General features: G+C 66.1%; 17 protein-coding genes and 3 tRNA genes. 7 read left to right on the forward strand and 13 right to left on the reverse strand.

Features of this window, described 5'->3' with window-relative positions; genetic code table 11:
- Positions 1 to 20: 20 nt before the first annotated feature.
- Genes tssC through ACY65G_RS02800 form a run of 3 tightly spaced genes read right to left on the reverse strand, consistent with a single transcriptional unit; the run spans position 21 to position 2,587 of the window.
- The gene (tssC, locus tag ACY65G_RS02790; RefSeq protein WP_464995826.1) at positions 21 to 1,502 is read right to left on the reverse strand and encodes a type VI secretion system contractile sheath large subunit; all 1,482 of its coding nucleotides are present in this window, start codon (positions 1,500 to 1,502) and stop codon (positions 21 to 23) included.
- A gap of 1 nt (position 1,503) precedes the next feature.
- Positions 1,504 to 2,004 (reverse strand): type VI secretion system contractile sheath small subunit, encoded by a 501-nt coding sequence (tssB, locus tag ACY65G_RS02795; RefSeq protein WP_464995827.1) that lies wholly within the window; start codon positions 2,002 to 2,004, stop codon positions 1,504 to 1,506.
- Between the two features lie 10 nt (positions 2,005 to 2,014).
- Entirely contained in the window at positions 2,015 to 2,587 is a 573-nt protein-coding gene (locus tag ACY65G_RS02800; protein WP_464995828.1) for an outer membrane protein assembly factor BamD, read from the reverse strand.
- A gap of 153 nt (positions 2,588 to 2,740) precedes the next feature.
- On the opposite strand from ACY65G_RS02800, the gene tssJ reads away from it, so the two are divergent.
- Both tssJ and ACY65G_RS02810 read left to right on the forward strand, forming a co-directional pair.
- Positions 2,741 to 3,352: a type VI secretion system lipoprotein TssJ gene (tssJ, locus tag ACY65G_RS02805; protein WP_464995829.1), complete on the forward strand. Its 612-nt coding sequence runs from the start codon at positions 2,741 to 2,743 to the stop codon at positions 3,350 to 3,352.
- 19 nt (positions 3,353 to 3,371) lie between these two features.
- On the forward strand, positions 3,372 to 4,148 hold the full coding sequence (locus tag ACY65G_RS02810; RefSeq protein ID WP_464995830.1) for a DotU family type IV/VI secretion system protein: 777 nt from the start codon (positions 3,372 to 3,374) through the stop codon (positions 4,146 to 4,148).
- Positions 4,149 to 4,157: 9 nt separating this feature from the next.
- Here the strand turns inward: ACY65G_RS02810 and ACY65G_RS02815 are convergent, their stop codons facing one another.
- The 4 genes from ACY65G_RS02815 to ACY65G_RS02830 form a co-directional block, all read right to left on the reverse strand.
- On the reverse strand, positions 4,158 to 4,940 hold the full coding sequence (locus ACY65G_RS02815) for an OmpA family protein (protein ID WP_464995901.1): 783 nt from the start codon (positions 4,938 to 4,940) through the stop codon (positions 4,158 to 4,160).
- A gap of 32 nt (positions 4,941 to 4,972) precedes the next feature.
- Positions 4,973 to 5,974, reverse strand: a complete 1,002-nt coding sequence (tagF, locus tag ACY65G_RS02820; RefSeq protein WP_464995831.1) for a type VI secretion system-associated protein TagF — start codon at positions 5,972 to 5,974, stop codon at positions 4,973 to 4,975.
- Complete coding sequence (gene tssM / locus ACY65G_RS02825; RefSeq protein ID WP_464995902.1) at positions 5,974 to 9,759, reverse strand: type VI secretion system membrane subunit TssM; 3,786 nt, start codon at positions 9,757 to 9,759, stop codon at positions 5,974 to 5,976. Before tssM ends, tagF begins: the two co-directional genes overlap by 1 nt.
- A 73-nt stretch (positions 9,760 to 9,832) precedes the next feature.
- Positions 9,833 to 10,666 carry a M15 family metallopeptidase gene (locus ACY65G_RS02830; RefSeq protein ID WP_464995832.1) on the reverse strand — a complete coding sequence of 278 codons (834 nt, stop codon included), beginning with the start codon at positions 10,664 to 10,666 and terminating at the stop codon, positions 9,833 to 9,835.
- Positions 10,667 to 10,776: 110 nt separating this feature from the next.
- Between ACY65G_RS02830 and ACY65G_RS02835 the strand changes: the two genes are divergently transcribed.
- Both ACY65G_RS02835 and ACY65G_RS02840 read left to right on the forward strand, forming a co-directional pair.
- Positions 10,777 to 11,460 carry a hypothetical protein gene (locus ACY65G_RS02835; protein WP_464995833.1) on the forward strand — a complete coding sequence of 228 codons (684 nt, stop codon included), beginning with the start codon at positions 10,777 to 10,779 and terminating at the stop codon, positions 11,458 to 11,460.
- An 88-nt stretch (positions 11,461 to 11,548) separates the two neighbouring features.
- Positions 11,549 to 12,109: a type 1 glutamine amidotransferase domain-containing protein gene (locus ACY65G_RS02840; RefSeq protein WP_464995834.1), complete on the forward strand. Its 561-nt coding sequence runs from the start codon at positions 11,549 to 11,551 to the stop codon at positions 12,107 to 12,109.
- Positions 12,110 to 12,167: 58 nt separating this feature from the next.
- Here ACY65G_RS02840 and ACY65G_RS02845 read toward each other — a convergent pair.
- From ACY65G_RS02845 to ACY65G_RS02855, 3 genes are all read right to left on the reverse strand, one after another.
- A tRNA-Asn gene (locus tag ACY65G_RS02845) sits at positions 12,168 to 12,243 on the reverse strand.
- A gap of 169 nt (positions 12,244 to 12,412) precedes the next feature.
- Positions 12,413 to 14,647: a TonB-dependent receptor gene (locus ACY65G_RS02850; protein WP_464995835.1), complete on the reverse strand. Its 2,235-nt coding sequence runs from the start codon at positions 14,645 to 14,647 to the stop codon at positions 12,413 to 12,415.
- Positions 14,648 to 14,818: 171 nt separating this feature from the next.
- Positions 14,819 to 14,894: transfer RNA gene (locus tag ACY65G_RS02855), tRNA-Asn, on the reverse strand.
- Positions 14,895 to 15,104: 210 nt separating this feature from the next.
- Here ACY65G_RS02855 and ACY65G_RS02860 point away from each other — a divergent pair.
- The 3 genes from ACY65G_RS02860 (at position 15,105) to ACY65G_RS02870 (ending at position 22,089) form a co-directional block, all read left to right on the forward strand.
- Positions 15,105 to 17,783, forward strand: coding sequence for a S8 family serine peptidase (locus ACY65G_RS02860; RefSeq protein ID WP_464995836.1), 2,679 nt, complete (start codon positions 15,105 to 15,107; stop codon positions 17,781 to 17,783).
- 232 nt (positions 17,784 to 18,015) lie between these two features.
- Positions 18,016 to 18,819 carry a hypothetical protein gene (locus tag ACY65G_RS02865; RefSeq protein ID WP_464995837.1) on the forward strand — a complete coding sequence of 268 codons (804 nt, stop codon included), beginning with the start codon at positions 18,016 to 18,018 and terminating at the stop codon, positions 18,817 to 18,819.
- A gap of 12 nt (positions 18,820 to 18,831) precedes the next feature.
- The gene (locus tag ACY65G_RS02870) at positions 18,832 to 22,089 is read left to right on the forward strand and encodes a trypsin-like peptidase domain-containing protein (RefSeq protein ID WP_464995838.1); all 3,258 of its coding nucleotides are present in this window, start codon (positions 18,832 to 18,834) and stop codon (positions 22,087 to 22,089) included.
- Between the two features lie 78 nt (positions 22,090 to 22,167).
- On the opposite strand, the gene ACY65G_RS02875 is transcribed toward ACY65G_RS02870, so the two are convergent.
- The 3 genes from ACY65G_RS02875 to ACY65G_RS02885 form a co-directional block, all read right to left on the reverse strand.
- On the reverse strand, positions 22,168 to 22,512 hold the full coding sequence (locus ACY65G_RS02875; RefSeq protein ID WP_464995839.1) for a hypothetical protein: 345 nt from the start codon (positions 22,510 to 22,512) through the stop codon (positions 22,168 to 22,170).
- A gap of 31 nt (positions 22,513 to 22,543) precedes the next feature.
- Positions 22,544 to 22,619: transfer RNA gene (locus ACY65G_RS02880), tRNA-Asn, on the reverse strand.
- 112 nt (positions 22,620 to 22,731) lie between these two features.
- Complete coding sequence (locus ACY65G_RS02885; protein ID WP_464995840.1) at positions 22,732 to 23,934, reverse strand: amino acid aminotransferase; 1,203 nt, start codon at positions 23,932 to 23,934, stop codon at positions 22,732 to 22,734.
- Positions 23,935 to 23,938 lie beyond the last annotated feature (4 nt).

A 23,938-nucleotide genomic window follows, 5' to 3' on the forward strand; every position in this document is an offset into this window, starting at 1 on the left:
GCATTCTCCTTCGTGGTTGGTCAATTGGTTGTTGTCGGCAGCTCCGCCACCAGGCGCAGCGAAACGGTCAGCTCGTCGAGCTGGAAATGCGGCCGCAGGAAGCTCACGGCGCGGTAGACACCAGGCCGGCCCGGTACTTCATGCACTTGCACGGACGCTTCCCGCAGCGGGAATTGCGCCTTCTGTTCCTGGCTGGCGTTGTCGTCCAGCAGCACGTACTTCATCAGCCAGCGGTTCAGGAAATCCTCGACGTTGGACGCCGACGCGAAGCTGCCGATCTTGTCGCGCATCATGGCCTTCATGTAGTGCGCGATGCGGGACACGGCAAAGATGTACTGCAGCTGCGACGACAGCACGGCGTTCGCGTTGGCCGCCTCGCTGCTGTAGCGGCGCGCCTTCTGCGCGGACTGCGCGCCGAAGAACGCGGCATACGACGTGTTCTTGCAGTGGACCAGCGAGATGAAGCCGAGGTCCGACAGTTCCTTCTCGCGCCGGTCGGTGATCGCCACCTCGGTCGGGCATTTCAGCGCCACCTCGCCCTCGTCGGTCTTGAACGTGTGGGTGGGCAGGTCGTCCACCAGGCCGCCACCCTCCACGCCGCGGATCGCGGCGCACCAGCCGAATTCCTCGAACGCCTTGGTCAGCCTGGCGCCGAACGCATAGGCCGCGTTACACCACAGGTATTTCTGGTGGTCCGTGCCGTCCACGTCCTCGACGAAGTTGAAGCCGTCGACCGTGGTGCCGTCGACGGGATTGAACGGCAGCCGGCCCAGGAAGCGCGGCAAGGTCAGGCCCACGTAGCGGGCATCCTCGGATTCGCGGAAAGCCTTCCACTTTGTATATTCCAGCGTGTCGAATACCTTGGCCAGGTCGCGCGGCTTGCCCAGGTCGCCGAAACCTTCGAGGCCGAACAGCTCGGGCGATGCGGCGCTGATGAACGGCGCGTGCGCGGCCGCGGCGACATGCGACATCTGCTCGACGAAATACATGTCCTCCGGCTGGCGCGAGATCTCGAAGTCGCCCAGCAGTGCGGCATAGGGCGCGCCGCCGAACGTGCCGAATTCCTCCTCGTAGATCTTGCGGAACATGGCGCTCTGGTCGAATTCGAGGGCGCTCTGGAAATCGCGCACCAGCTCGCGCTTGGTAGCATTCATCATGCGCACCTTCAGGCCGGGACCGGTGGCCGTATTGCGCACCAGGTAGTGCAGCCCGGTCCAGCTCTGCTCCAGTTTCTGGAAGGCCGGCGCATGCATGATGGCCGAGAGCTGCTCGGAGATCAGCCGGTCCAGCTCGGCGACGCGCGCATCGATCGTGGCCGCCAGGTTGCAGGAAACGGTCACCGTGCCTTCCAGCACCTGGTTCACGAGTTCGCCGATTATGTCCTTGGCGCGCTCGTGTTCGGCGCTGGACCTGGCGACCCTGCTGCGCTCGACGATGTCGTCCAGCAGCGCCGCGCCATCGGCGACCTGCGGGAAGCCACCTGCTTGCAGTTGTGCGGACATGTCATTGCTCCCCGGCGGGCGTTTTGAATTTCGACAGCTGCTCGGTGTTTTGCAGCACGTCGGTCAGGATGTCTTCGAGCTTGTCGTTGCCGGCCAGCTTGTTGCGCAGGTCGGCCAGCTTGGTACGGGCGTCGAGCAGCTTCGCCAGCGGCTGCACCTGGCGCACGATGGACTCGGGGCGGAAATCGGCCATCGCACGGAACGCCAGGTTGACGGCAAGGTCGCCCTCGCCCGTCAGCCGGTTCGGCGCCAGGAACTGCGCCGTGGGGGCCACGCCGGCCAGCACCTCGTCGAAATTGTCGTTGTCCACATTGACGAAGCTGCGCTCCTTGAGCCGCTTCTGTTCCCGGTCCGGATTGCCGCCGTAGTCGCCGATCACGCCGAGCACGAAGGGCAGTTCCTTGTTCTCGATCGCATCGCCGATTTCCACGTCGTAGGTCATCTGCACGCGCGGTGGCCTGACCTTGTTGAGGCGTTTCTGCACGCTGTCGCCGTTTGCCATGGCCCGCTCCTTATTTCAACGCGCCGAACGGATCGGCACTGGCCTGGCTGGACGCGTTGCTGCGCCTGACGGGCGCGGAAGCGGGAGATTTCCTCACCGGTGCCTTCGTGTTCTTGTTCGGCACCAGCACCTCCTCGTTCAGCGTGGTGCGCAGCAGGTTCGCCAGTTCCTGGGCTTCAGTCCGCAGCGGACCGCCCAGGCTGTTCTGCCGGCTCAGGTCGGCCACGGCCTTGGTCGACACGCGCAGGCCGGCCACCGCGACGATGCTGTTGCCCTGGCGGTCTTTCGGGTCGCGCTGCAACCCCTCCAGCGCGTTGGCGATGGCATCGCCGTAGTGGCCACGGTCGAATTTCAGTTGCGCGATCTGCACCCACGGCGACTTCTCGGCGGGGAAGCGGCTGCCGGCGTTGCGCAGGATTTCGTAGGCCTTGTCGGCATTCCCGGCGGCGACACTGCGTTCGGCGTCGGCCATCGCCGCATCGAGCGTTGCCGCGGCCGGCACTGCACTGGTGGTGGCCGGCGTGCCGGCGCAGGCGGAAAGCAGCAGGGCAGCAGTAATACATGGAATCAGATGGTGTTTCATGACATTCCTTTCGGCGGTTGGTGAAGTAATTATTGAAGAGATTGCCGCGAGGGAAGTTGCGTTGACGCAATGCCACATGAAAACTTGCCCTAGCGCAAGCCCACCGGGGAAGCCGTTCGGTTTAATGGGTGACCGTCCACACAAGGAGTTCCCATGAAGGCAACAACCACCATCGCGACGGCTCTCGCCGTGGCGACCCTTGCCGGTTGCGGCACCGGCGCATCGCTCGCCGGCGCCGTGCTGCAACTCGCCGTCAACCGGCCGCCGGAAGTGCCCGACGCGCAGAAGCCGCCGCGCAACGTGAGCATCCGGCTGCATGCCGCCCCTGCCCTCAACAGCGGCAAGAGCGGCCCGCCGTTGGCGCTGGTGGCGCGCATCTACAAGCTGCGCCAGGCCGAGACGTTCGAGCGCCTGCCTTACACCGCGTTTACCGGGATCGCCGGCACCCAGGCCGAACGCGAGCTGGCTCCCGACGTGCTCGAAGTGAGGGAGGTGCTGCTGATCCCCGGGCAGCGCTATGAGGTCACGGAAAAGGTCGGTCGGGAAGCCGGCTATGTCGGCGTGGTGGCGCTGTTCCGCGCACCGGACGGCCAGCGCTGGCGCGCCGCCTTCCCTGCCGCCGACGCCGAGAAGGCCGGCATCACGATCGGGCTGCATGCCTGCGCGATGGCGGTCGGCCAGGGCACGCCGGCACGCCAGCAGCCGGTGCCGCAGCCTGCCTCCCTGCCCGCATCCCTGCCAACCGTGCAATCGCAGTGCGCTTGACGAACAAAGGAGAACCATCATGACGACCCAGATCGAACGGCGCGCCGCGCCATCCCTGTTCGCAGGGCGCCCCACCACGCCGGATGGCATGCGCATCCACTCGCTGCTGGACCTGATGCACGAGGGCTTCCACATGCTGTTCCTGCTGAAGACGCGTTGCTCGCCGCCCTCGGAAGAGGAATTCATGCCGCGCATCAGCGCGTTCCTGAACGACTTCGACCGCGAGGCGCGCAAGCTGCGTGCCGATGGCAACGATATCGAGGCCGCGAAATACGCGTGGTGTGCGGCGCTGGATGAAATCCTGCTCGCCTCCTCGTCTCCGCTGCGCGACACGTGGGAGCGGCATCCGTTGCAGCTGACGGTCTTCGGCGACCAGCTGGCGGGCGAACATTTCTTCGACCGGCTGGAGGAAGTGCGCGGCAAGGGCGGCGCACGGCTGCAGGCGCTGCAGGTGTTCCATATGTGCCTGCTGCTGGGCTTCCGGGGCAAGCATGCGATGGACGGCACTGACAAGCTGGCCTACATGACGGCGCGCCTGGGCGACGAGATCGCCCACATCAAGGGTCGCAGCAACGGCTTCGCGCCACGCGCCGCGCGGCCGGACCAGGTGATCCACAAGCTGCGCAGCGACGTGCCGTTGTGGGCCGTCTCGGCCGTATTCGCGCTGGTGGGGCTGGGGGTGTTCACGGGATTGCGTTCGTCGCTGAACCGCGACACGCAGCATGCGATGGCGGCGTATTCGGATCTCGTCAAGCTGGCGCCGCGCCCGGCCAGCCTGACGATCACGCTGCCTTGACCGGGAAGATCAGTCCGCGACCCGGAATTCGATCCGGCGGTTGCGGGCCCGCCCGTCCGCCGTGGCATTGTCGGCAACGGGCCGGTCCGGGCCCTGGCCCGACACGTTGATCGTCGACGGGTCGATGGCCTTGCCGGCCAGGTAGGTGCGCACCGCTTCGGCCCGCGCCAGCGACAGCGACAGATTGCTCTCCCGCAGGCCGGTGTTGTCGGTGTGGCCGATCACCGCCACCTTCTTGTTCTTCACCTTCATCAACGCGCCGGCCATCTCGTCCAGGATCTGCAGGCCGGACGGACGGATCACCGCCTGCCCGCTCTCGAATTCGATGATGCGCATCGCCAGCGTGGCATCGAGCAGGTTCTGCTCGGCGGCACTGACCCGCAAGCCGTTCCTGACCAGGTAGGTGGGGTTGAGGCTGGCCGCGATATCGCTGGCGATCTGCTGGCGCTGCGCCTCGTTCGCCACCTCCCCCTGCACGCTGACGTTGTTGCCATCGACCTTCAACTGCCCCCTGCTAATCAGCTTGAGGTTCGGACCGATCAGCTTCTGCACGTATCCGTTCCAGTTCGGCGGCTGCATCACGTTGCCGATCGCGACCTGGTCCACCACCCGGTGCGCGCCATACAGTTCGCGCACGCGTGCCAGCATGGCGGCCTTGCTCGCCTCGTCGGGCACCGTGCCGCTGACCAGCACCTGGCCAGGCATCGGGCTCGCCGGCGCGGGCACCTGGGCGGCGACCGTACCGGCACCGCCGGCGAGCAGGAGCAGGCCGGCCAGTACCGGCAGCCGCATCGTTGTCTTCGTTCTTTCCATGGGGTTCTCCTTCACGCAAAGGTTTCGCGGAACAGCGCGCGCACGGCGGCGAGCGACAGGCTGCCCTGGGCCAGGCAGGAGGACAGCCGCTGCATGGCAGGGTCGCCCGCGATCATGTCGTCGACCCAGCCTGTTTCGTCGAAGCCGATCAGCTGGCCGGCGGCCGCCTCGGGATCGATGATCGCCTGCAGGGCGCCGGCGGAGGCGCCGGAAAAGCCCACGACAAGCATCGGCCGCTCGCCGATATCGGCCACGAACAGCGCCAGTTCGATTTCCACGCGGCGCAGGAACGGCGCGATCAGGGACAGCCAGAACGCGGCCACGGCGGGCCGCTGTTCCGGCGCCCGGGGCAGCGGCAACGCCAGGCCGCGGTCGAGCCGCGCGCCGCCGCTCCAGCCGAACGGCCGCAGCAGCAGGCCGATGCCCAGCACGATGCCGCGCACCGCGCCACCGCCCTGTACTCCCCTTGCGCTCCGTGTATCGCATCCCTGCGCACCTTCGAGCAGGCCTTCCAGCGTGGCCACGTCGGTGCCAGCGGCGAACCGTTCCAGCGCGGCGGCATGCCCATCGCCGGCGGCATCGGTATCGAGCACCGCATCCTTCAATGCCTGCAGCGGCGCGGCCGGATCGGCGGCCGCCAGCACGTTGTCCGCCAGCGTGCCGAGTTGTTGCCACAGCGGCGCCAGTGCAAGGGGGCACACGGCGAGGAAGGCATCGGGCCGCCGTATTTCCAGCGTGCCCATCGCGATGAACGGAAAACGGCGGCCCGACTGGTCGTTGCTGGCGACCAGGTGGCCCGCCACGGCCACGCGGTTGCACGGCCCGACAAAGGCGAAATGCAGTGGTGGCGCCGCGTCGTAATGCTGTTTCCAGCGCGGGTTCGTGGTGAGCTCGTTCATCATGCCCGCCAGCCATTCGTCGATCAGGCTGGTGAGCTCGTACTGGGTGCCGCCCTTGACGAAATCGGAACGGGCCGGCAGCTTGCCGAAATAGGCAATGCGGAATGTGCTCATCACTGTACTCCTGCCACGAATGCCGGCGCGGCGGCCTGGCTGGCCATCGCCGGCGTGTTCTGCATGCCCGCCGGCGGTACGCCGCCGACGATCGTTTCCGGCAAGCGCATGCCGGCGAAGCCCTGCTGCGGCGCCGACGTGTCGTCTTGCACGGCCGGGCTGCTCGTGATGCGCAGGTCAACCGCGACGCTCAGGCCCCCGGCGCTCCAGCGCAGCTCGTGCACGCCGCCCTCCTTGCGCCGCTTCTCGGCCGCCTCGATCATTCGTTTCAGGCCGAACTGGCCGGCTTCGTTGAACAGTTCGACATTGCGGCCGTCGAACGCGACCGCGCTGATGCGAACGCCCGGCACGCCCTGGGTGCCCGGGTGCACCATGTTCGTCCACTGCGGCGGCGTATTCCGGTAGCGCAGCTGCTGGCCGTCGATCTCCACCGTGTACTCGATCGTGCCGGGCGACGGAATGGGCAGGATCTGGAACACGGTCTGCGACGCACCCGACGGCCCCGCGCCTGCCGCCGCGACCCAGCCGGGGAAGCGCTGCACGACCTGCGGCTGCAGCGTGATGCCCATGTCGGCCCAGGTGCGCGGCGCCAGCACGTCGCCGCGCCGCACCACCAGCGGCCCCATCGACGCGTTGACGAATTTCGCCACCAGCCCTTCCGGCCCGAAGAACTGGGCGATCTCCGCCTGGCTCGCTTCGATGCGGGCCGACTGCGAGAACGGGTACTTGCCCGCCAGCGTGCGATTGAACGGTTCGTAGACCTGCGCCAGCCAGGTCTTGTTGATCTCCGTCTCGGCCGGGCCGACGATCACGGCGAACGTCTGCATCAGTGGCCGCACGAGCAGTGGCCGCACCGCCGCCTTCTGCGTGTCGCTGATCCCGTTCAGCATCTGCTCGTCGACGAAGCGCAGCGCATCGGCCAGCTCGGAACCGCTGCCCTCCAGCGTCTGCTGCATGAACGCCTTCGCGCCGGGGCCGGGATCGCCCTGGTTCTTCAGGCCGTTCAACCGGGTGCGCAGGCGCGACAGCGTGTCCAGGTAGGAGCGCAGCAGCGACGCATCCTTGTCGTGTTTGTTCACGATCCGTGACACCGGCGCGAATTCGCGGCCGACCGGGCCCATCGCCCGGTCGAGGCCATTGCCGCCCAGCCGGATATTGACGTTCACATTCGCATTGACCTGCGATGGCGCCCGCTGCATCACGCGCGTCCTGATCCAGTTGACGAAACCGGTCTGCGCCTGGGCCACCTGCGCGTTCAGCGCCGTGGGGTTGTCCCATGCGGTCTGCTCGTTGATCGTGTCGAGGATCTTCGCGATCGGTGACGTTTGCGGATCGCCCAGCCGGTTCATCGCCGCTACCGCGCCGTTGAAACCGTTCATGTCCGCGACCGCGACGCCCTGCACGAACTTTTGCCATTCGCGCGTGTACTCGGCCTTGTACATGTCGACCAGGTTTTTTTCGATCTGTTCCGGGTTGCCTTCCAGCGTGAGGTCGTCGCGGCTGGACGTCTTCAGCACCCAGTCGGTGCTTTGCAGCTCCTTCGACGCCACGTCGCGGATCGCGCCCGCCACGTATTTTTCCCAGGCCTGGCGGGTGAACGTGCCGGAAACCGCATGGCTGCCCTGCACCAGCGCCGCATCCTGTTCGCCGACGATGCGGCCCACGGTCATGGCCGGGAAGCGCGTCGCCGCGCGGGCGCGGATCTCGGCATAGACGCGGTCCCGCGCCGGCATGCCCCGTACGACACGCCGCAGGTTTTCCCGCGCCGTGTCGACCAGCGCCAGCTTCTGCTCGATCCGCGGCCACGAAGGGTCGCCGGCCTGCGCCAGGTGGAACGTCATCAGCCGTTCGGCGCTGCGGATCATCTGCTCGCGCGGCATGGCGCCACGGTTGGCTTCCAGCCAGCCGCGCCAGAAGCGGGTCAGCTGGTCGTCCAGGTGGCCAGGCTCGGCGTGGGCCGGGTCGGCCAGCATCAGGTAGGTCTTCAGCGCGTTGTACGCGTCTTCCACGTTGGTCGGCGACGCATCCGCATATGCGCGCGCAGGCTGTTGCAATGTCGCCTGGGCAGGCTGTCGCGCCACTACCCCTACCCCTGCCCCTGCCGCCGGCGCCGCAAGCTGGCTGGCGTTTGCGTTCATTTCGTACAGCAGCGCTTCCAGGTTGGCCGTGACCGGCTTGACCATCACTTCGCGCACGCCACCGAAGAATTCCTCGCGCAGCTTGCGCTCCAGCAGCTCGCCCTGGTACAGGCCGAGCGACAGCGCCCATGGCCGGTCCCGGCGGTAGTTCTCCAGCTGCGCGATGCGCTGCTGCAGCACGTCCAGCGCCTCCAGCCGCGACTGCAGGTCGAGGCGGCCATCCTGCAGGCGCACCACCTTGTCGAGATCGCCCTGCACGGTCGCCAGCAATTGCCGGTTGCCGAGGTAGGACCAGCTCCATCCCGCCAGCGATACCCCGAGCGCCACGGCCACCACGACGAAGGTGCCGACCTTCCATTGCATCTTGCTGCGGCTGGCATATTGCGACACGAGGTTGCGGTCTTCGAAGATCACCTTGCGGAACAGGTCGAGCAGGAAGTAGCCGGCCTGGCGCACTTCGTCGCGCGGCGTGGGATCGGCGCGGCTGGACAGCGCGAAGCGCTCCGCCACGAGCCGCGACTGCGCGCAGTCGGGCACGCCCTCCTGCAGCGCGCTGGTGAAATAGAAGCCGCGGAACAACGGCTTGAACTGGAAGGGGTTCTCCTCGAACAGCGTGGCCAGGAAGGCCCGCAGCGGCACACGCAGCGATGCGAATTCGAGCGGGAACGTGAACACGCCCGGCGCCGGCGTGTCGCGCCGCTGCAGCGACATGTTGGCGATGCAGGTTTCCTTCAGGCCTTCATGCAGCTCGTCGAACGCGCCGTCGAAGTAGGCCAGGATGTCCTGCGTGCCGATCCTGCGCTTGTATGGCATGGTGGCGCCCCACGGCCGTTCGCGTTCGGCACGCTCGAACGGGGCGAAGAATTCCGTGAAGCCGGCGATCAGGTCGGCCTTCGTGAAGACCACGTAGACGGGTGCGAACACTTCGAGCCGCTCGATCAGGTCCTGCACGCGCTTGCGCAGGCTGCGCGCCAGCCGCATGCCGGCATCGGCATCGGCGCCGCGCAGTTCCGCGATGCTGACGGCGACGAGGATGCCGTTGATCGGCGCCCGCGTGCGGTGCTTTTTCAGCAGGTCGAGGAAGCCGTGCCACTCGCCGCGGTGCTCGTCGTCCACCGAGTAGCGGCCGGCCGTGTCGAGCACGATGCCTTCGGTGGTGAAGAACCAGTCGCAATGGCGGGTGCCGCCCACGCCCTGCACCACCGTGCTGTCGGCGATCGGAAACTGCAGCCCGGAATGGACGACCGCGCTGCTCTTGCCGGCGGCCGGGTTACCGATGATCATGTACCACGGCAGCTCGTACAACGCGCGGCTGCCGGACGTGATGCCCAGCTTCGAGCCGCGGATCGTGTCGATCGCCTTCAGCAAGTCGGTGCGGAGCACGCCCACGTCGTCGCTGGCGGCGGCTGCCGGTCCGGCGTTTTCCCCGATCGCGCTTTCCAGCCGCGCCGCGCGGCGCGCCGCGAGCACGCGCCGCAGCCATCGCACGAGCAGCCAGAGCAGCACCGTCGCGCAGGCGGCCCCGATCGCCCAGATCAGCGCCAGCTCCAGCAGCTCGGCACCGAGGTAGTACAGACCGGCCATCGCGGCCAGGCCAAGGATCGCAAAGTGACGGGAGTCCGTCAGGAACAACCAGATTCGTCGCATCATGTGGCACCCGTTCGTTTCGGATCGGATGATGGTGCCACTATCCGTGAGGAAATTTATTGACTGTGCGCAACTATCGGCGGCGTTGTGTCCGCAGTTCCACGTGGCCGAAATCCATCATCTTCCAGCGCCCGCCCCACGTCATGCCGGCCGCTTCCGCCACCTGGCCATACAGCTCGTAGCCGCGCATCGCCCATGGATCCTTTTCCGAGATCACGACTTTTCCATTGCGCAGGAAGGCGCAGTCGCCCGCCAGCCCGAACTGGTGCCAGCTCTGGAAGGCGCGCGCATTGGTGACATGGCCGCCGGCGTCGGCCAGCCGGTTCTGCCGCTCAGGGCTCCGGTAGCCTTCCAGCAGCACCATTTCATAGCCGTACTGGTCGCGCATCACCTTGAACACAAGCAGCAGGCGCTGCGTGAAGTCAGGGTCCAGCAATCCCCAGTTGCGGTTCGCGCCGGCCAGCTGCGGGCGCACCAGCGTCACTTCGGCCGTGGTGAAGGCGGCGGGCGGCAACGGCGCCGGTGCGGCCAGCCGTTCGCCGCGCAGCAGGTCGGCGACCTGCTCGTTGACGGCATGGTCCGGCGCGGCAACGCCGGGCAGCTGCGTGCGCCCGGCCAGCGACAGCGCCACCAGCGGCGGCAACAGCACCAGTGCGGCACAGCCGGCGGTCAGCAGCGGCGAGCGCCTCGCCAGTCCCGTCAATCGCGCAAGGGAGGTCCGCATGCCGCGGCCAGCCGCCAGCATGCCCTGGGCGCCATGTGCGTTCACGTCCTTCCAGGCGCGATCGGCATCGCGGCCCAGCCGCCGCACTGCCGCACCGGTCATGTCGCGCCCCGACGGGAAGACCAGCAGCCAGCCGGCCAGGCAGGCGGTGGCGAACAACAGGAAGATAGAAAAGAGAAACATGGTGCGCTCCGTCAACACGATGAAAAAATGCCCGCGCGAAACTATTCGTCGGCCCCATCGTATGCCAGCGGGCAACTCGCGCAAACGCCTACATCAAGCTTTGGAGAACAATGTTGGATCCATCAAAACCCGGCAAGGGCATCCTGGCCAGTCTCGAACACAAGAACGTGGAAACGCCATGGCACGCCGCCACGGCCATGCCCTCTTCCGCACGCGGCGCGTCACTCGTCGTTTGCAGCGGCGTACTCGTCGGCGCATTGGTGGCCTGGTGGCTGGCCAGCGGGCCGTCGCCCGTGATCGTGCAGGAAACGCTGCCGCCCATGGTGCAAGCCGCGGTGGCGCCACCGGCGCCTATGGCGCGAACCGGAGAAGCGGCCGCGATCGTCGATGAGGTGCCCTCGCCGCGCGTTTCTTCCTTGCCAGCCGAATCGCCCTTACCGACTGCCATATTGGCAGCTGCCCCGATCGCGGTAGCCCCGGTGCGCCATGACCGGATGGCAAAGGCGCGGTTGCATCCCAAGCCAAAAGCCGCGACGAAATCCAAGGCGCTACAAGTCGTGGCAGCTCGCGAGCGAGTCCACCGCATGCCGCGGGCAGCAGCCGATACCGATGTGGTCTTGCTGTCAGCCCTGGTCGCGCATGCCGATGAGCGCGACGTGGTCGAACCACGCACCGGCGACAGCACGGAAAGCCTGCTGCAGCGCTGCCGGCGCGTCGGTGGCGAGGAAGGCCGGCTGTGCGCGATCCGCATCTGCGCCACCCGGGCCGGCAACGCAGCCTGCCATGCCGACTAGGCACCTCTGCTGAAACGTTCGTGCGCGCACATCCAGGGGCGGGGCGCCATGGCATGCTATCGCCCTCGTATTCACATGGGAGAACACGATGACACAACAAGACAATGGCAAGAAACTGAACGGCAAGAACGTCGCCATCCTGATGACGGACGGTGTCGAGCAGGTCGAATACACGGAACCGCGCAAGTTCCTGGAACAGCATGGCGCCAAGGTGACATTGATTTCGCCGAAGGCTAAGGGCGAACAGATCCAGGGCTTCGATCACCTCGATCCGGCGCAGAAATTCGACGTGGAACTTGATGTGCGCGATGCCCGCCCCATCGAGTTCGACGCACTGGTGCTGCCCGGCGGCGTGGCCAACCCGGACCAGCTGCGCCTGTCGACGGAAGCGATCACCTTCATCCGTGAATTCGGCCGCGAGAACAAGCCGGTCGCCGCGATCTGCCACGGCCCGTGGACCTTGATCGACGCCGGCCTCGTGAAGGGCAAGCGCTTGACCAGTTGGCCGACCTTGCAGCTCGATCTGCGCAATGCAGGGGCCGAATGGACGGATGAGCAAGTGGTCGTGGATGGCAAGCTGGTCACCAGCCGGAAGCCGGACGATATCCCGGCATTCAATGAGGCGATCCTGAAGCAGCTGACTGGCTAACGCTCACGCCGCAGGAAATGCAAAAAGCCCAGCATCGCTGCTGGGCTTTCTTGTATTCTGGCTCCCCGACCTGGACTCGAACCAGGGACCTGCGGATTAACAGTCCGTCGCTCTACCGACTGAGCTATCAGGGAAAAGAGGCCGTATTATAGCGGCCGCTTTGACCGCTGGCAAGAAAATTTCTGATTCTTATCCAGCGCTGAAGGTTGTCGCAAACGCGTCGTGGCTAGGCGCGGCGCCGCAGACAGTACCCATTCGTACGGCAAGGCGCCGCAACAACGCCACGGCGCGTTTTCGGCAACCTTAGAACAGACCTTTCAGCTGCACACCCCACTGACGCGGCTCGTTGACGAAGCCGGTCAGGTTGTTGAAGTCGATGGCGCCCGTGATGCGGCGCTGGTCGGTGATGTTGCGGCCGAATGCGGCCACTTCATACTTGCCGCCCTGCCAGTTGTAGCCCACGCGCAGGCCGCCTTCCGTCAGCGGGGCACCGGTGAACTCCTTCGCCTCGTACAGGAAGAAGTTGACCTTGCTGCGGTACGACCAGTCGGTCAGCACGAACAGGTTGCCTTCGGCCAGCGGCCAGTTGTAGCGGGCCGACAGGTTGACGATCCACTTCGGCGCCTGCGGCAGCGCATTGCCGTCGATGACGACGCGGCCGGCGGCGTTGACCGGGTCCAGCACCGTGCACTGGGCGCACTTGTTGACCGACAGCGAAGGATCCTGGATCTTCGTGTAGTTGTAGCTGGTCGATGCCGACACCTTGAAGTCCGGGGTGACGAAGCCTTCGATCTCCGCTTCGATGCCGCGGCCCTTGGTCTTCTCGGCGTTGATCAGCGCGGTCACGTTCGAATTGCCGCCCACCACTGTCAGCTGCTGGTCCTTCACGTCGTAGTCGAAGATCGACAGCGAAGCACGGGCGCGGCGGTTCAGCAAATCGGCCTTGATGCCGGCTTCATACGACGTGATCGTTTCCGCATCGGCGATCGTGGCCGGGCCGGAAGCCGAAGGCGCGCCGATCGACGGGGCACGGAAGCCCGTCGCCACGCGGGCGTAGGCCGACACGTCCGGGTTGATCGCGTACGTGGCCGACAGGTCCCAGTTCGTCTTGTGGCGTTCCGCGTTGATCTGCGACGGGCCCTGCAGCGTGGTGCCGGTGGCTTCGATCGTCTGGAAGTCCTTCTTGTCGTTCGTGTAGCGCAGGCCGCCGCGCACGGTCAGCGCGTCGGTCACCGCGTAGTTCACGGAACCGAATGCCGCCCAGGCCTTGTTGCGCTGGTTGCTGACCACGCGGCTGGTGCGCGCGCCCGCGGTGTTGAAGTTGTCGCTGCCGCCGGTGGCGTCTTCGTCGAAGTAGTACACGCCGGCCTGCCAGCTGAGTGGGCCCGCCTTCTTCGATTCGACGCGCAATTCCTGCGAGTACTGCTTCAAGTCCGGCAGCACGGAAGCCGTCTCCACCTGGAACGGCACCACGCCCGGGCCGTAGACCGGGTTGCCGCCGTCGATGTCGCCGCGGCTGTTGTATTCGGCGATCGACTCGTAGCCGGTCACGGAGTACAGCTTGACGGCGCCCAGGTCCCACGACAGGCGCACGCTGCCGCCGCGCGTGGTCAGGTTCTGGTAGTTCTGGCCGTTGGTGTACACCGTGCCCACGTCGTAGTTGTCGACGAGCTGGTTGCTGCCCTTCTGGATGATGTTGGCCTGGAACAGGCGCGAGTTGCCCGTCGTGGTGCGCTGGTGCACGTTGAACAGCGCGTTGAACGTGCCGTTCGGCTGGTACAGCACCTGCACGCGCTCGGCGTGCTCGTTGTAGCCGTCCAGCGAATCGCGGCCGTCGGTGAATGCGTTGGCCACGTAGTCGTCGCGGTGCTGGCGCAGCGTGGAAACGCGCAGTGCCCACTCGTTCGACAGCGGAATGTTGGCGGCGCCTTCCACGTTGGTGGTGCCGTGCGAGGCCACGGAGAAGTTGTAGTAGCCTTCCACGCCCTTCAGGCTCGGCTTGGCCGACTCGAACTTCACCACGCCGGCCGGGGTGTTACGGCCGAACAGCGTGCCCTGCGGGCCGCGCAGCACTTCGATGTTGGCCAGGTCGAACATCGGATAACCCTTCAGGATCGGGTTTTCCTGCACCACGTCGTCATAGATCAGCGACACGGGCTGCGAGGCGAAGATCGAGAAGTCGGCATTGCCGTAGCCGCGGATGTAGAAGCGCGGGAACACGCGGCCCGTGGACGATTCCACGTTCAGGCTCGGCGTCTTGCCGGCGAGGACGCGCACGTCCTGGCCGCCGGACAGAATCACGTCGAGCTTCTCGTGCTGCAGCATCGAGACCGACACCGGCACTTCCTTGATGTTCTCGGCGCGGCGCTGGGCCGTCACGGTCACGGTTTCCAGCTGGCCACTGGCGACCGGCTGCTGCGCAACCTGCTGGGTGGATTGTTCCGTGCTTGCCTGGGTGGCGTCCTGGGCCATGGCCGCCATCGGCAGCGCAGCCGTCAGTGCGAGGAGACGCTTGTGCATCTTGGACAGTTTCATCATTTGCCTTCCTGGGTTAAGAATAATGCTGCAAGGGTGGTCAACGCTGTCTCCGTCTTCTGATGCGGATGCTCATCGGCGCGGCTCCGCTTTATGGTTGCACTGCCAATTACCTGTATTTGTGTCATTGCCGCGGATAACAAAAAGCCGCGATGAACGCGGCTTTTGGAATTCTGGCTCCCCGACCTGGACTCGAACCAGGGACCTGCGGATTAACAGTCCGTCGCTCTACCGACTGAGCTATCAGGGAAAAGAGGCCGCATTATAGCGATGCCCGGCAAAGTCGACAACACAAATTTACGGCGCAAGTTGTGAGGTGCATCAAGACAGCGACAATTACAGACAATTTGCGGGTAGCTTCCATCAACGAAGCGCCTAGACTGAATTGGATCGCCTCGCGGCGACCACTGTCCCCGGCCGAGGGAAATCCACAAAACGAGGATTAACCCGAGGAAGAGTCATGAACCGATTTCCCAAAGTGATGGCCCACAGCACCGGCGCGCCGCTGGCGCTCGATCCGGGCCGCGTGCTGCTCGCGCTGAAAGCCCCGCGCGAGCGCGCCGATGTGGAGCAATTCCTGCATGGCATGGAGATGTTCCTGGAAGACGAGCCCGAAAGCTCCCATATCCCGGGCGAGCGGGTCAATCATACGAAGTCGCGCTACTGGGCGCAGGCACGCCGGCCGATCGACGACGACCGGCTGCAGAAAATCGAACAGGCCGGCACCGCGATCGGCCTCGACTGGGTCGGCCCCGTGTACCGCATGGCCGGCCAGGAAGGCCGCCGCGGCCTGATGACACCGCTGCCCAACGTGGGCGTCATCAAGCTGCGCGACGGGCGCGATCCCGATCCCGCCCGCCCCGGCCTGCCGGCCGCGCTGACCCGCGCCGACGGTCCGCAGCCGGCCCTGAAGGAAGTGCCGGAAAAATCGCGCTACCTGAACGGCTACCGCTACTTCCAGATCGCCAACGTGCGCGAAGTGAACGCCTACCAGCTGCGCGAACGCGTGCGGCAGTCGCCGGACGGCGCCCTGGTCGACTTCCAGTTCGAAACGATGCCGCTGCTCACGCCAACGTCGATCGCGCCGAACGACGCGCTGTTCCCGCAGCAGTGGGACATGACGCGGATCGAGGCCGGCGGCCCCGGCACCACGGGCTGGGACATCACCACCGGCATCGCCACCGTGGTCGTCTGCGTGCTCGACGAAGGCTGCGACCTGAACCACCCGGACCTGCGCTTCTCGGCACCCGGCATCAACCTGGGCACCATGCTGCCGGACGGCGCGCCCACCGGCAACCACGGCACCGCCTGTGCCGGCATCGTGGCCGCGACCTATGACAACGGTACCGGGGTCACCGGCGTGGCCGGCAACGCGCGCATCCTGCCGGTGGCGTTCGATGCGTGGACCGACGTCGAAGTGGCGGCCGGCATCAACTACGCCACCGCCAATGGCGCCGACGTGATCAGCATGAGCTTCGGCTGGAACGCCTGGAGCCCGGCCATCATCGATCCGGCGATCCAGAACGCGTTCAACAGCGATGTCGTGATGTGCGTGGCCACGCACAACTACAACGGCCCGATCACCTACCCGGCCACCAACCCGCTGGTCATCGCGGTCGGCGCATCGGACGAGATCGACAACCGCAAGACGCCGCTGTCGCCCGACGGCGAGAACTGGGGCTCGAACTTCGGTCCGGCGATCTCCGTGGTCTCGCCGGGCGTGCACATTCCCACCACCGACATCCAGGGCGAGGGCGGCTACAACAACACACCCGGTACCGGTGGCGACTACGACCTGGTCTTCAACGGCACCTCATCGGCCACGCCGCACGTGGCCGGCCTGGCGGCACTGATCCGCAGCACCTACCCGGGGCTGACGAACGTGCAGGTGCGCGCCCACATCGAGCGCACCGCGCAGAAGGTCGGCGCGGTGGCCTACGCCGACACGGTGGGCCGGCCGAACGGCAGCTGGAACCAGGAAATGGGCTATGGCCGCATCAACGTCTACCGCGCGCTCGACGAGGCCGACGTGATGATCAAGGACGCCCCGTCCGACAATGGCCTGGAGCCCTACACGGGCGGCAATTTCTGGGACTTCTCCGATGTCGTCGTGCGCATCACCGACGACAATGTGTTCAATCCCAGCGACCCGCTGCAATCGAAGAACGTCGAGCGGGGCCAGGCCAACTACATCTATGTGCGGGTGACCAACAACGGTTCGCGGGAGGCCCGCAACGTCACGGTCAGCACGCGCATCACGCCTTTCGTGGGCCTGCAATTCGTGTATCCGCAGGACTGGACGCTGACCGACGCCACCCACGTGGCACCGGCCGCGCTCGCGGCCACCTTCGGCACCGTGGCGGCCGGCACCTCGGTGATCGCCCGGTTCCGCATCGAGGCCGCGCAGACGGAAACGCTGTACGGCTGGGAGGCCAACAATGGCTGGCACGGCTGCCTGATGGCGGTGGTCAACGCCGACAACGACTATGCGTTCGCCACCGCGCCGCTGACGGGCGACCCGATCACGGCACGGCGCAACAACCTGGCGCAGCGCAACCTCTCGGTGATCGACGTGCTGGCAAGCGCGCCGGCCACGTTCCACTTCATCGCCGGCAACCGCTGGAACGCCGAACCGCGCATGACGCTGCAGGTCGACCGCAGCCGCCTGCCGGCCGGCATGCCGCTCACGCTGTCGCTGGATGAACCGGGTACCGTGTTCCCGGCCGTCGACTTCGCCGGGCAGGTCGAACTGGGCGAGCCACGGGACGAGGCCAGTTGCGACAGCGCCCTCGTCTTCCTCGAAGAGACAAGGGTCAAGACCCGCTTCGGCTGCTGCGCGGGCATCCTCACGCTGGGCAAGGGTTCCAGGTTCGAGTGCAACAAGCAGCACAAGCTGCGCAACGTGACCGTGCAGGGTGGCGACGTGGTCATCCGCAATGGCCAACGCTACGTGGACATCACGCAGCCGCTGGTGCGCGTGACGATGGAAAAGGCACCCGGCATCGTCTATCCGCTGGCGCTGCACACCACGATCCCGGCATCGGCCGGCGCCGGCCAGCAGTACATGATCGGCGTGGAGCAGCAGAACAGCCAGGGCATGGCCGTGGGCGGCGCGGGCATGGTCTACGTCGTGCGGTAGCGGCATCGTGACCGGCATACCGGGGCATCGAGCCCCGGTATCGGCAAGCTGGCCGGCGGTGTCCACTGCCTCTTCCCATACCGGCAGCACTGCATACTCCGCAGCACTCCACACCACGCGTACTGCGAGCTGATCGGCATCCGCGCAACGGTTCCAAAAAGTACTGGCGCAGCCCGAGTCCGCTGCCTATAGTTGAAGAACAGTGCAGGCGCACAGCGGGGGGATATCCACCATGAATGCCAGTACGGATGCAACTGCGGGCAACCATGCGCTCGGCCCGGTCACGATCTCGCCCGATACCAATACGCTCACGCTGGATCCCGGTGAAACGTTCGATGAAACCATCACGGTCACCGTGCCGAAGCACCCGAACGGGGCCGGCATCGAACACCTGGACCTGGTGCCATCGGCCACCATCGCGCCGTTCGTCGTGTCGATCACGCCGGCCGGCGGCTACGGCCCGCTGCAGGGCGACGTGGAACACGTGCTGAAGTTCGAGGTGCGCTTTCGCGGCATCGAATGCCAGGACAAGGAGCAGGTAGCCACCGGCACGCTGGATGTGGTGGCCGATGGCAGGACCGTCGCCGCGAAAAAAGTGCAGGTCACGATTCCGGCCTGCCGTCCCCGCACGGTGCGCTACTCCGTCAAGTTCGTGTGCGGCACGCAGCCGGAAGCGTGCGGCTGCAGCCCCGTGCAGCCGGGCCGGTATGCCACGCAGGTCAGCATCCACAACTACAGCCAGGTGGAGATCACCGTGCGCAAGCGCTTCATTCCCGTGGTGCTCGCCGGCGCGCCGGTGGGCCGCGAGCCCCGCTTCGGCACGAGCCGTGCCGAGGACGGCATCGAACTGCCGCCGCACACGGCCACGATGGACGATTGCTGCCGCATCGGCGAACTGCTGTTCGGTGCCCCGGTCGATGCGCTGACGATCGGCATCCTGGAAATCACCGCCACGCGCGACGTGGCCGTTACCGCAATCTATACGACCGGCACCACCGGCATCGACGTGGTGCCGGTCCACGGCCGGCCGGTCTGACGGGAGGTCATCATGTCGCACATCACAGGCACCGTGCAGGTGCTCGGCGCGCCTCTTGCGATCGGGCCGGACACCGGCAGCCCGCCCACCGCGCCCGATACCTGGGCCATCGATTTCGCGCACGTGGCGGCGCCGGGCGGCACCAAGTTCGTCATGCTGCATTTCCAGAACGTGAACCTGCCCGGCGCCAACCGCATCGAAGTGGACCTGGGCTACGACACCGATGTGTTCACGGCCGCCGAAGGCGGTTCGTTCTGGACGCGGCCCGTCAACGTGCACGCGCTTGGCGGTGGCCTGGTGCCGGTGCGCTACATCGTCAGTGGCGCCGCATCCGGTGGTGCGCAGATCGACCGCTATGGCCGCGGCGAGCGCCACGCGGGCGAACCGGGCCATCCGTCGTTCTCGAACAGCGATCCGTTCCTGCCCGATCCGGTGTACACCGAGCCCACGTACGACCCGTTCTGGTTTTGTGCGCCGCCGCCGAACTGGGAAAACGTGCGCTGCATGCCGTCCGGCGACCTGCGCCGGCAGGTCGCGCGCAGCGTCGGCATGATCGTCACGATCCACCCGGGCCATGGGCCGGGCGGCGGCGAGTCCGTATCCACGTGCACCGTCACGCTGGTCGATGCCGACAAGGTGATCTCCGCCGGTCATTGCCACACGCCGGCCGAGGCACTGTCCAGCTCCGTCGTGTTCGACTATGAAACGGAATGCGACGGCAGCCGCCCGGCCGGCTATGCGCCCCGCTTCCACAAGGTGTCGGCGGCCTTGCAGCAGCGATTCGATTCGGGCTTCGACTACAGCCTGCTGCAATTGAAGACCAGCCCGGCCGGCATCGCCCCGATCACGCTGCGGCCCGATATTCCCGTCGTCGGCGAACAGGTGTTCGGCATTCACCACCCGAACGGCGCGGTCAAGAAAGTGTCGCTGCCCCATCCGGGCTTTGCCACGGTCACGTCGAGCGGTGCCACCAGCATCCGCGTGCCCAACACGTTCCACGTCTCCGGCGGCAGTTCGGGCTCCGGGCTGTTCGATGCGGCGGGCCGCATCGTCGGCGTGCTGTCGAACGGCAGTCCTTGCAGCGGATCGCAACTGTCGTACTTCCCCACCGCCACGTTCCTCACGCAGATCGCCCCATCGCCCCCACCGCCCATCACTCGCGACGTGATGCTGGTGATCGACCGCTCGGGCAGCATGGACGAGCCGGACGGCACGGGCCGGCGCAAGATCGATGCCGCGAAGGATGCGGTCTCGCTGTTCGTGCAACTGGTGCGCGCGGGAACCGGCAACCGCACCGGTCTGGTCTCGTTCAGCACGAATGCCGGCCCACCCACGTTCGCGATCGCGCCAGTCACGGATCCGAACAAGAACACGCTGGTCGGTCCGCCGCCCTTTGCCGGCGGCATCGTGGGTGGCCTGGCTTCCGGCGGCGCCACCGGTATCGGCAGCGGTCTCGATGCCGCGCGTGCACAATTCCCCATGCCCGGCGCGAACCCGCGCGCCATCCTGCTGCTTACGGATGGCCTGCAAAACCAGGCGCCGTCGATCGTCGACGTGGAGCCGTCGCTGACGGGCATCGACGTGCATGCGATCGGCCTGGGCGCCGACTCGAACCTGGACAGCGCCCTGCTCTCCACCCTGGCCACGAATCATGGCGGCCTGTACACGCGCGCCAGCGGCGGGCTCGCACTGCTGAAATTCTTCTCCCAGGCGTTCGGCAACATCTTCGAGGCGGGCGTGCTGCTCGATCCGGAAACCGACCTGCCGGCCGGCGCCGACGCTTCTCCGGTCACCTTCAATGTGTGCGGCGAGGAACGCCTGACGGCCGTCGTTGGCTGGGACCGCACGGATGCGTGGCTGGACGTGCGCCTGCGCACGCCGGGCGGCACGATCGTCAGCGCCGGCACGGCCGGTGTCGACGGTTCACTGGGTCGCAACTGGGCCTACCTGCGCGTGCCGCTGCCGCAAGGCGGCGAGCGCGATGGCGCATGGCAGGTCGAGGTGCTGCGCCCGGGCGGCGGCGGCGAATTCCCGCCACCCGCACCGGCGCTGCGCTTCTTCGTGTCGATCATCCCGGCCGGCGGCCCGCGGCTGCTGCGCGAACCGGAGCCGCGGCCGCGCCGCTATACCGGCGACGACCTTTCTCCGCTGCTGCGCGTCCGCCAGGCCGATCAAAGCTGGCCGCACGACGTGCACGCCGAACTGACGGTCACGCGGCCGGATAAAGGCCTGGGCAACCTGCTCAGCGATGCCGGCCTGGGCCCGGCGCTGCCGGTCAATGGCGACACGATCCCGCCGCGCCAGGCCACGCTGAAGGCGCTCGAAGGCGCCGGCCCGCCGGTGATCCAGTATGTGCAGGATACCTTCACGCTGGAAGACGATGCGGCCAACACCCGTGGTGCCTTCGAAGCGGGTGGCTCGGTGGGCATCCTGCTGCCCGACTACCTGCGCATGGAAGGGAATTACACGTTCCACGCCAGGGCGCGCTACGGCGAATGCGACGGCATGCGCGAACTGGTATGGACGGAACACGTGGACGTGGGCATCGATGGGGGCAATACGATCGTCACCACCGATCCGCTGGGCCCCGGCCCGGACGGGCGCGACTGCATGCGCATGACATTCACGCCGCGCGACAAGTATGGCAACCGCTTCGGCCCCGGCCGGGAAGCGGACATGGCGATCACACCGGCCCCCGGTTCGATCCTCACCAGTCCCGTGACCGACCTGGGCAATGGCAGCTACCGCGTCGACGTCTGCTGGGACGTGTCGAGCGGCGAGCCGCCGGGCATCGTCATCGGCCAGCCCGATCGCCCTGCCGTCACCGTTGGTGCCGCGGATATCCGCCTGTATGTGTGGAGCGTGAACTTCGTCTGCGGCACGCAGGGCGACGACTGCTGCGCTTGCGCACCGGTGGCGCCGGGCCGCTATGCCACGGAGATCAACGTGCACAACCTGGCCGAGCGCCCTGCCCCGATACTCAAACGCATCATTCCGCTGGTGCTGGCGGGCGCCGTGCGTGGCCGCGAGCCGCGCATCGCCACGATCACGGCGATGGATGTCATCACCCTGCCGCCGCATACGGCAACGATGGACGACTGCTGCCGCCTGCAGCAGCAACTACTGGGCGGCCCCATGGCGGGCGAGTTACCGCTGAGCTCGGGGATCCTGGAGATCATCAGCACGGTCGATCTGGCGGTGACCGCCGTGTACACGACCGGCAGCGGCGCGATCGATGTGGAGGCCATCACGGCGCGGCGGCTGTTGTGAGCGCCAACGCATTCAGGCACCACGCAAGAAAGGCCGCGTTCGCGCGGCCTTTCTTTTCCCGATCACGGCATGCGCTGGCTACTGTCCCAGGCAGATGATCTTCGTTTCATACTCATGGGCCGCCGCTTTCTTTTTCGCGGCCCAGTCGATGACTTCCTGCGCCTGGGCGACCGTCATGACCGTCGCCTTGTCCTTGTTCTTGATGAAGGACACGCCCTCGAAAACGCCTTCCTTGCTGCGCATGACCTTGGCAAAGACGGGCGGCTTCCTGTCGCCGTCGCTGATTTTGTTTTGCTGAACCAGGTAGCGCTGATCGATGTTTTCCATAATTGCCGCCGCATCAAAGGGGTGAATACAAAGGGGTAAATACAAAGGGTGAAATCGCCAAGGCACAATCGCCGAGGCAAAATGCAAAAAGCCCAACCTATAAAGGCTGGGCTCTTCACATGAATTCTGGCTCCCCGACCTGGACTCGAACCAGGGACCTGCGGATTAACAGTCCGTCGCTCTACCGACTGAGCTATCAGGGATTAGAAGCAGCATCTTATACTTTCAGAGCAACATTTGCAAGCTTGCTTATCGGTATCGTTTGCTACTCTTTACTGCTCCTTCGCTGATCTGCATCAACGAAGAAGCAGGATTTTAGAGAACTTTGGCGATCGCGTCAACAACGATATCAATGTTCTTCGAGTTCAGCGCGGCCACGCAGATGCGGCCGGTGTCCACGGCGTAGATCGACTGTTCGCGCAGCTTGGCGACCTGCTCTTTCGTCAGGCCCGAGTACGAGAACATGCCCACCTGTTCGCGCACGAAGGCGAAGTCGTGGCCAGGGGCCTTTTCCTTCAGCTTTTGCACGAACTCGTCGCGGGTGGCCTTGATGCGCACGCGCATCGCGCCCAGCTCGTCTTCCCACAGCTGGCGCAGTTCCGGCGTGGCCAGCACGGTGGCGACCACTTTACCGCCGTGCACGGGCGGGTTCGAGTAGTTGGTGCGCACCACGCGCTTCAGTTGCGACAGCAGGCGCGAAGCTTCTTCGGACGTCGAAGCCACGACGGACAGCGCGCCCACACGTTCGCCATACAGCGAGAACGACTTCGAGAACGAGTTCGACACCAGCAGCGGCACGCCGGTGGCGGCGAAGCGGCGCACCACGGCGCCGTCTTCGGCGATGCCGGCACCGAAGCCCTGGTAGGCCATGTCCAGGAACGGAATCAGGCCGCCGGCCACGACGGCGTCGATCACCTGGTCCCACTGCTGCTGGGACAGGTCCGCACCGGTCGGGTTGTGGCAGCAGGCGTGCAGCACCACGACGGCGCCTTGCGGCATGGCCTTCAGCGCGGCCAGCATGCCTTCGAAGTTCACGCCATGCGTGGCGGCATCGTAGTAAGCGTAATTGTTGACCTTGAAGCCGGCGCTTTCGAACAGCGCACGGTGGTTTTCCCAGCTCGGATCGCTGATATAGACGTCCGACGATGGCGAGAAACGCTTCAGGAAGTCGGCACCCAGTTTCAGTGCGCCGGTGCCGCCCAGGGCCTGCACGGTAATCGCGCGGCGCTCTTGAACTACGGCACTGTCAGCCCCAAATACCAGTTCCTGCACCGCCTTGTCATACGCGGCCAGGCCTTCGATCGGCAGGTACGTGCGCGGGGCTGGCTGTTCAATCAGGATGTTTTCAGCTTTCTGCACGCACGACAGCAGCGGCACTTTGCCATTATCGTCATAATAAACACCCACGCCCAGGTTGATCTTGTTGGGGTTGGTGTCGGCGTTAAACGCTTCGGTGATGCCCAGGATCGGGTCGCGCGGAGCCATCTCGATGGCACTGAAAACGGAAGGATTCGTCATGATA

The organism is Pseudoduganella sp. jia 12, assembly GCF_055502675.1.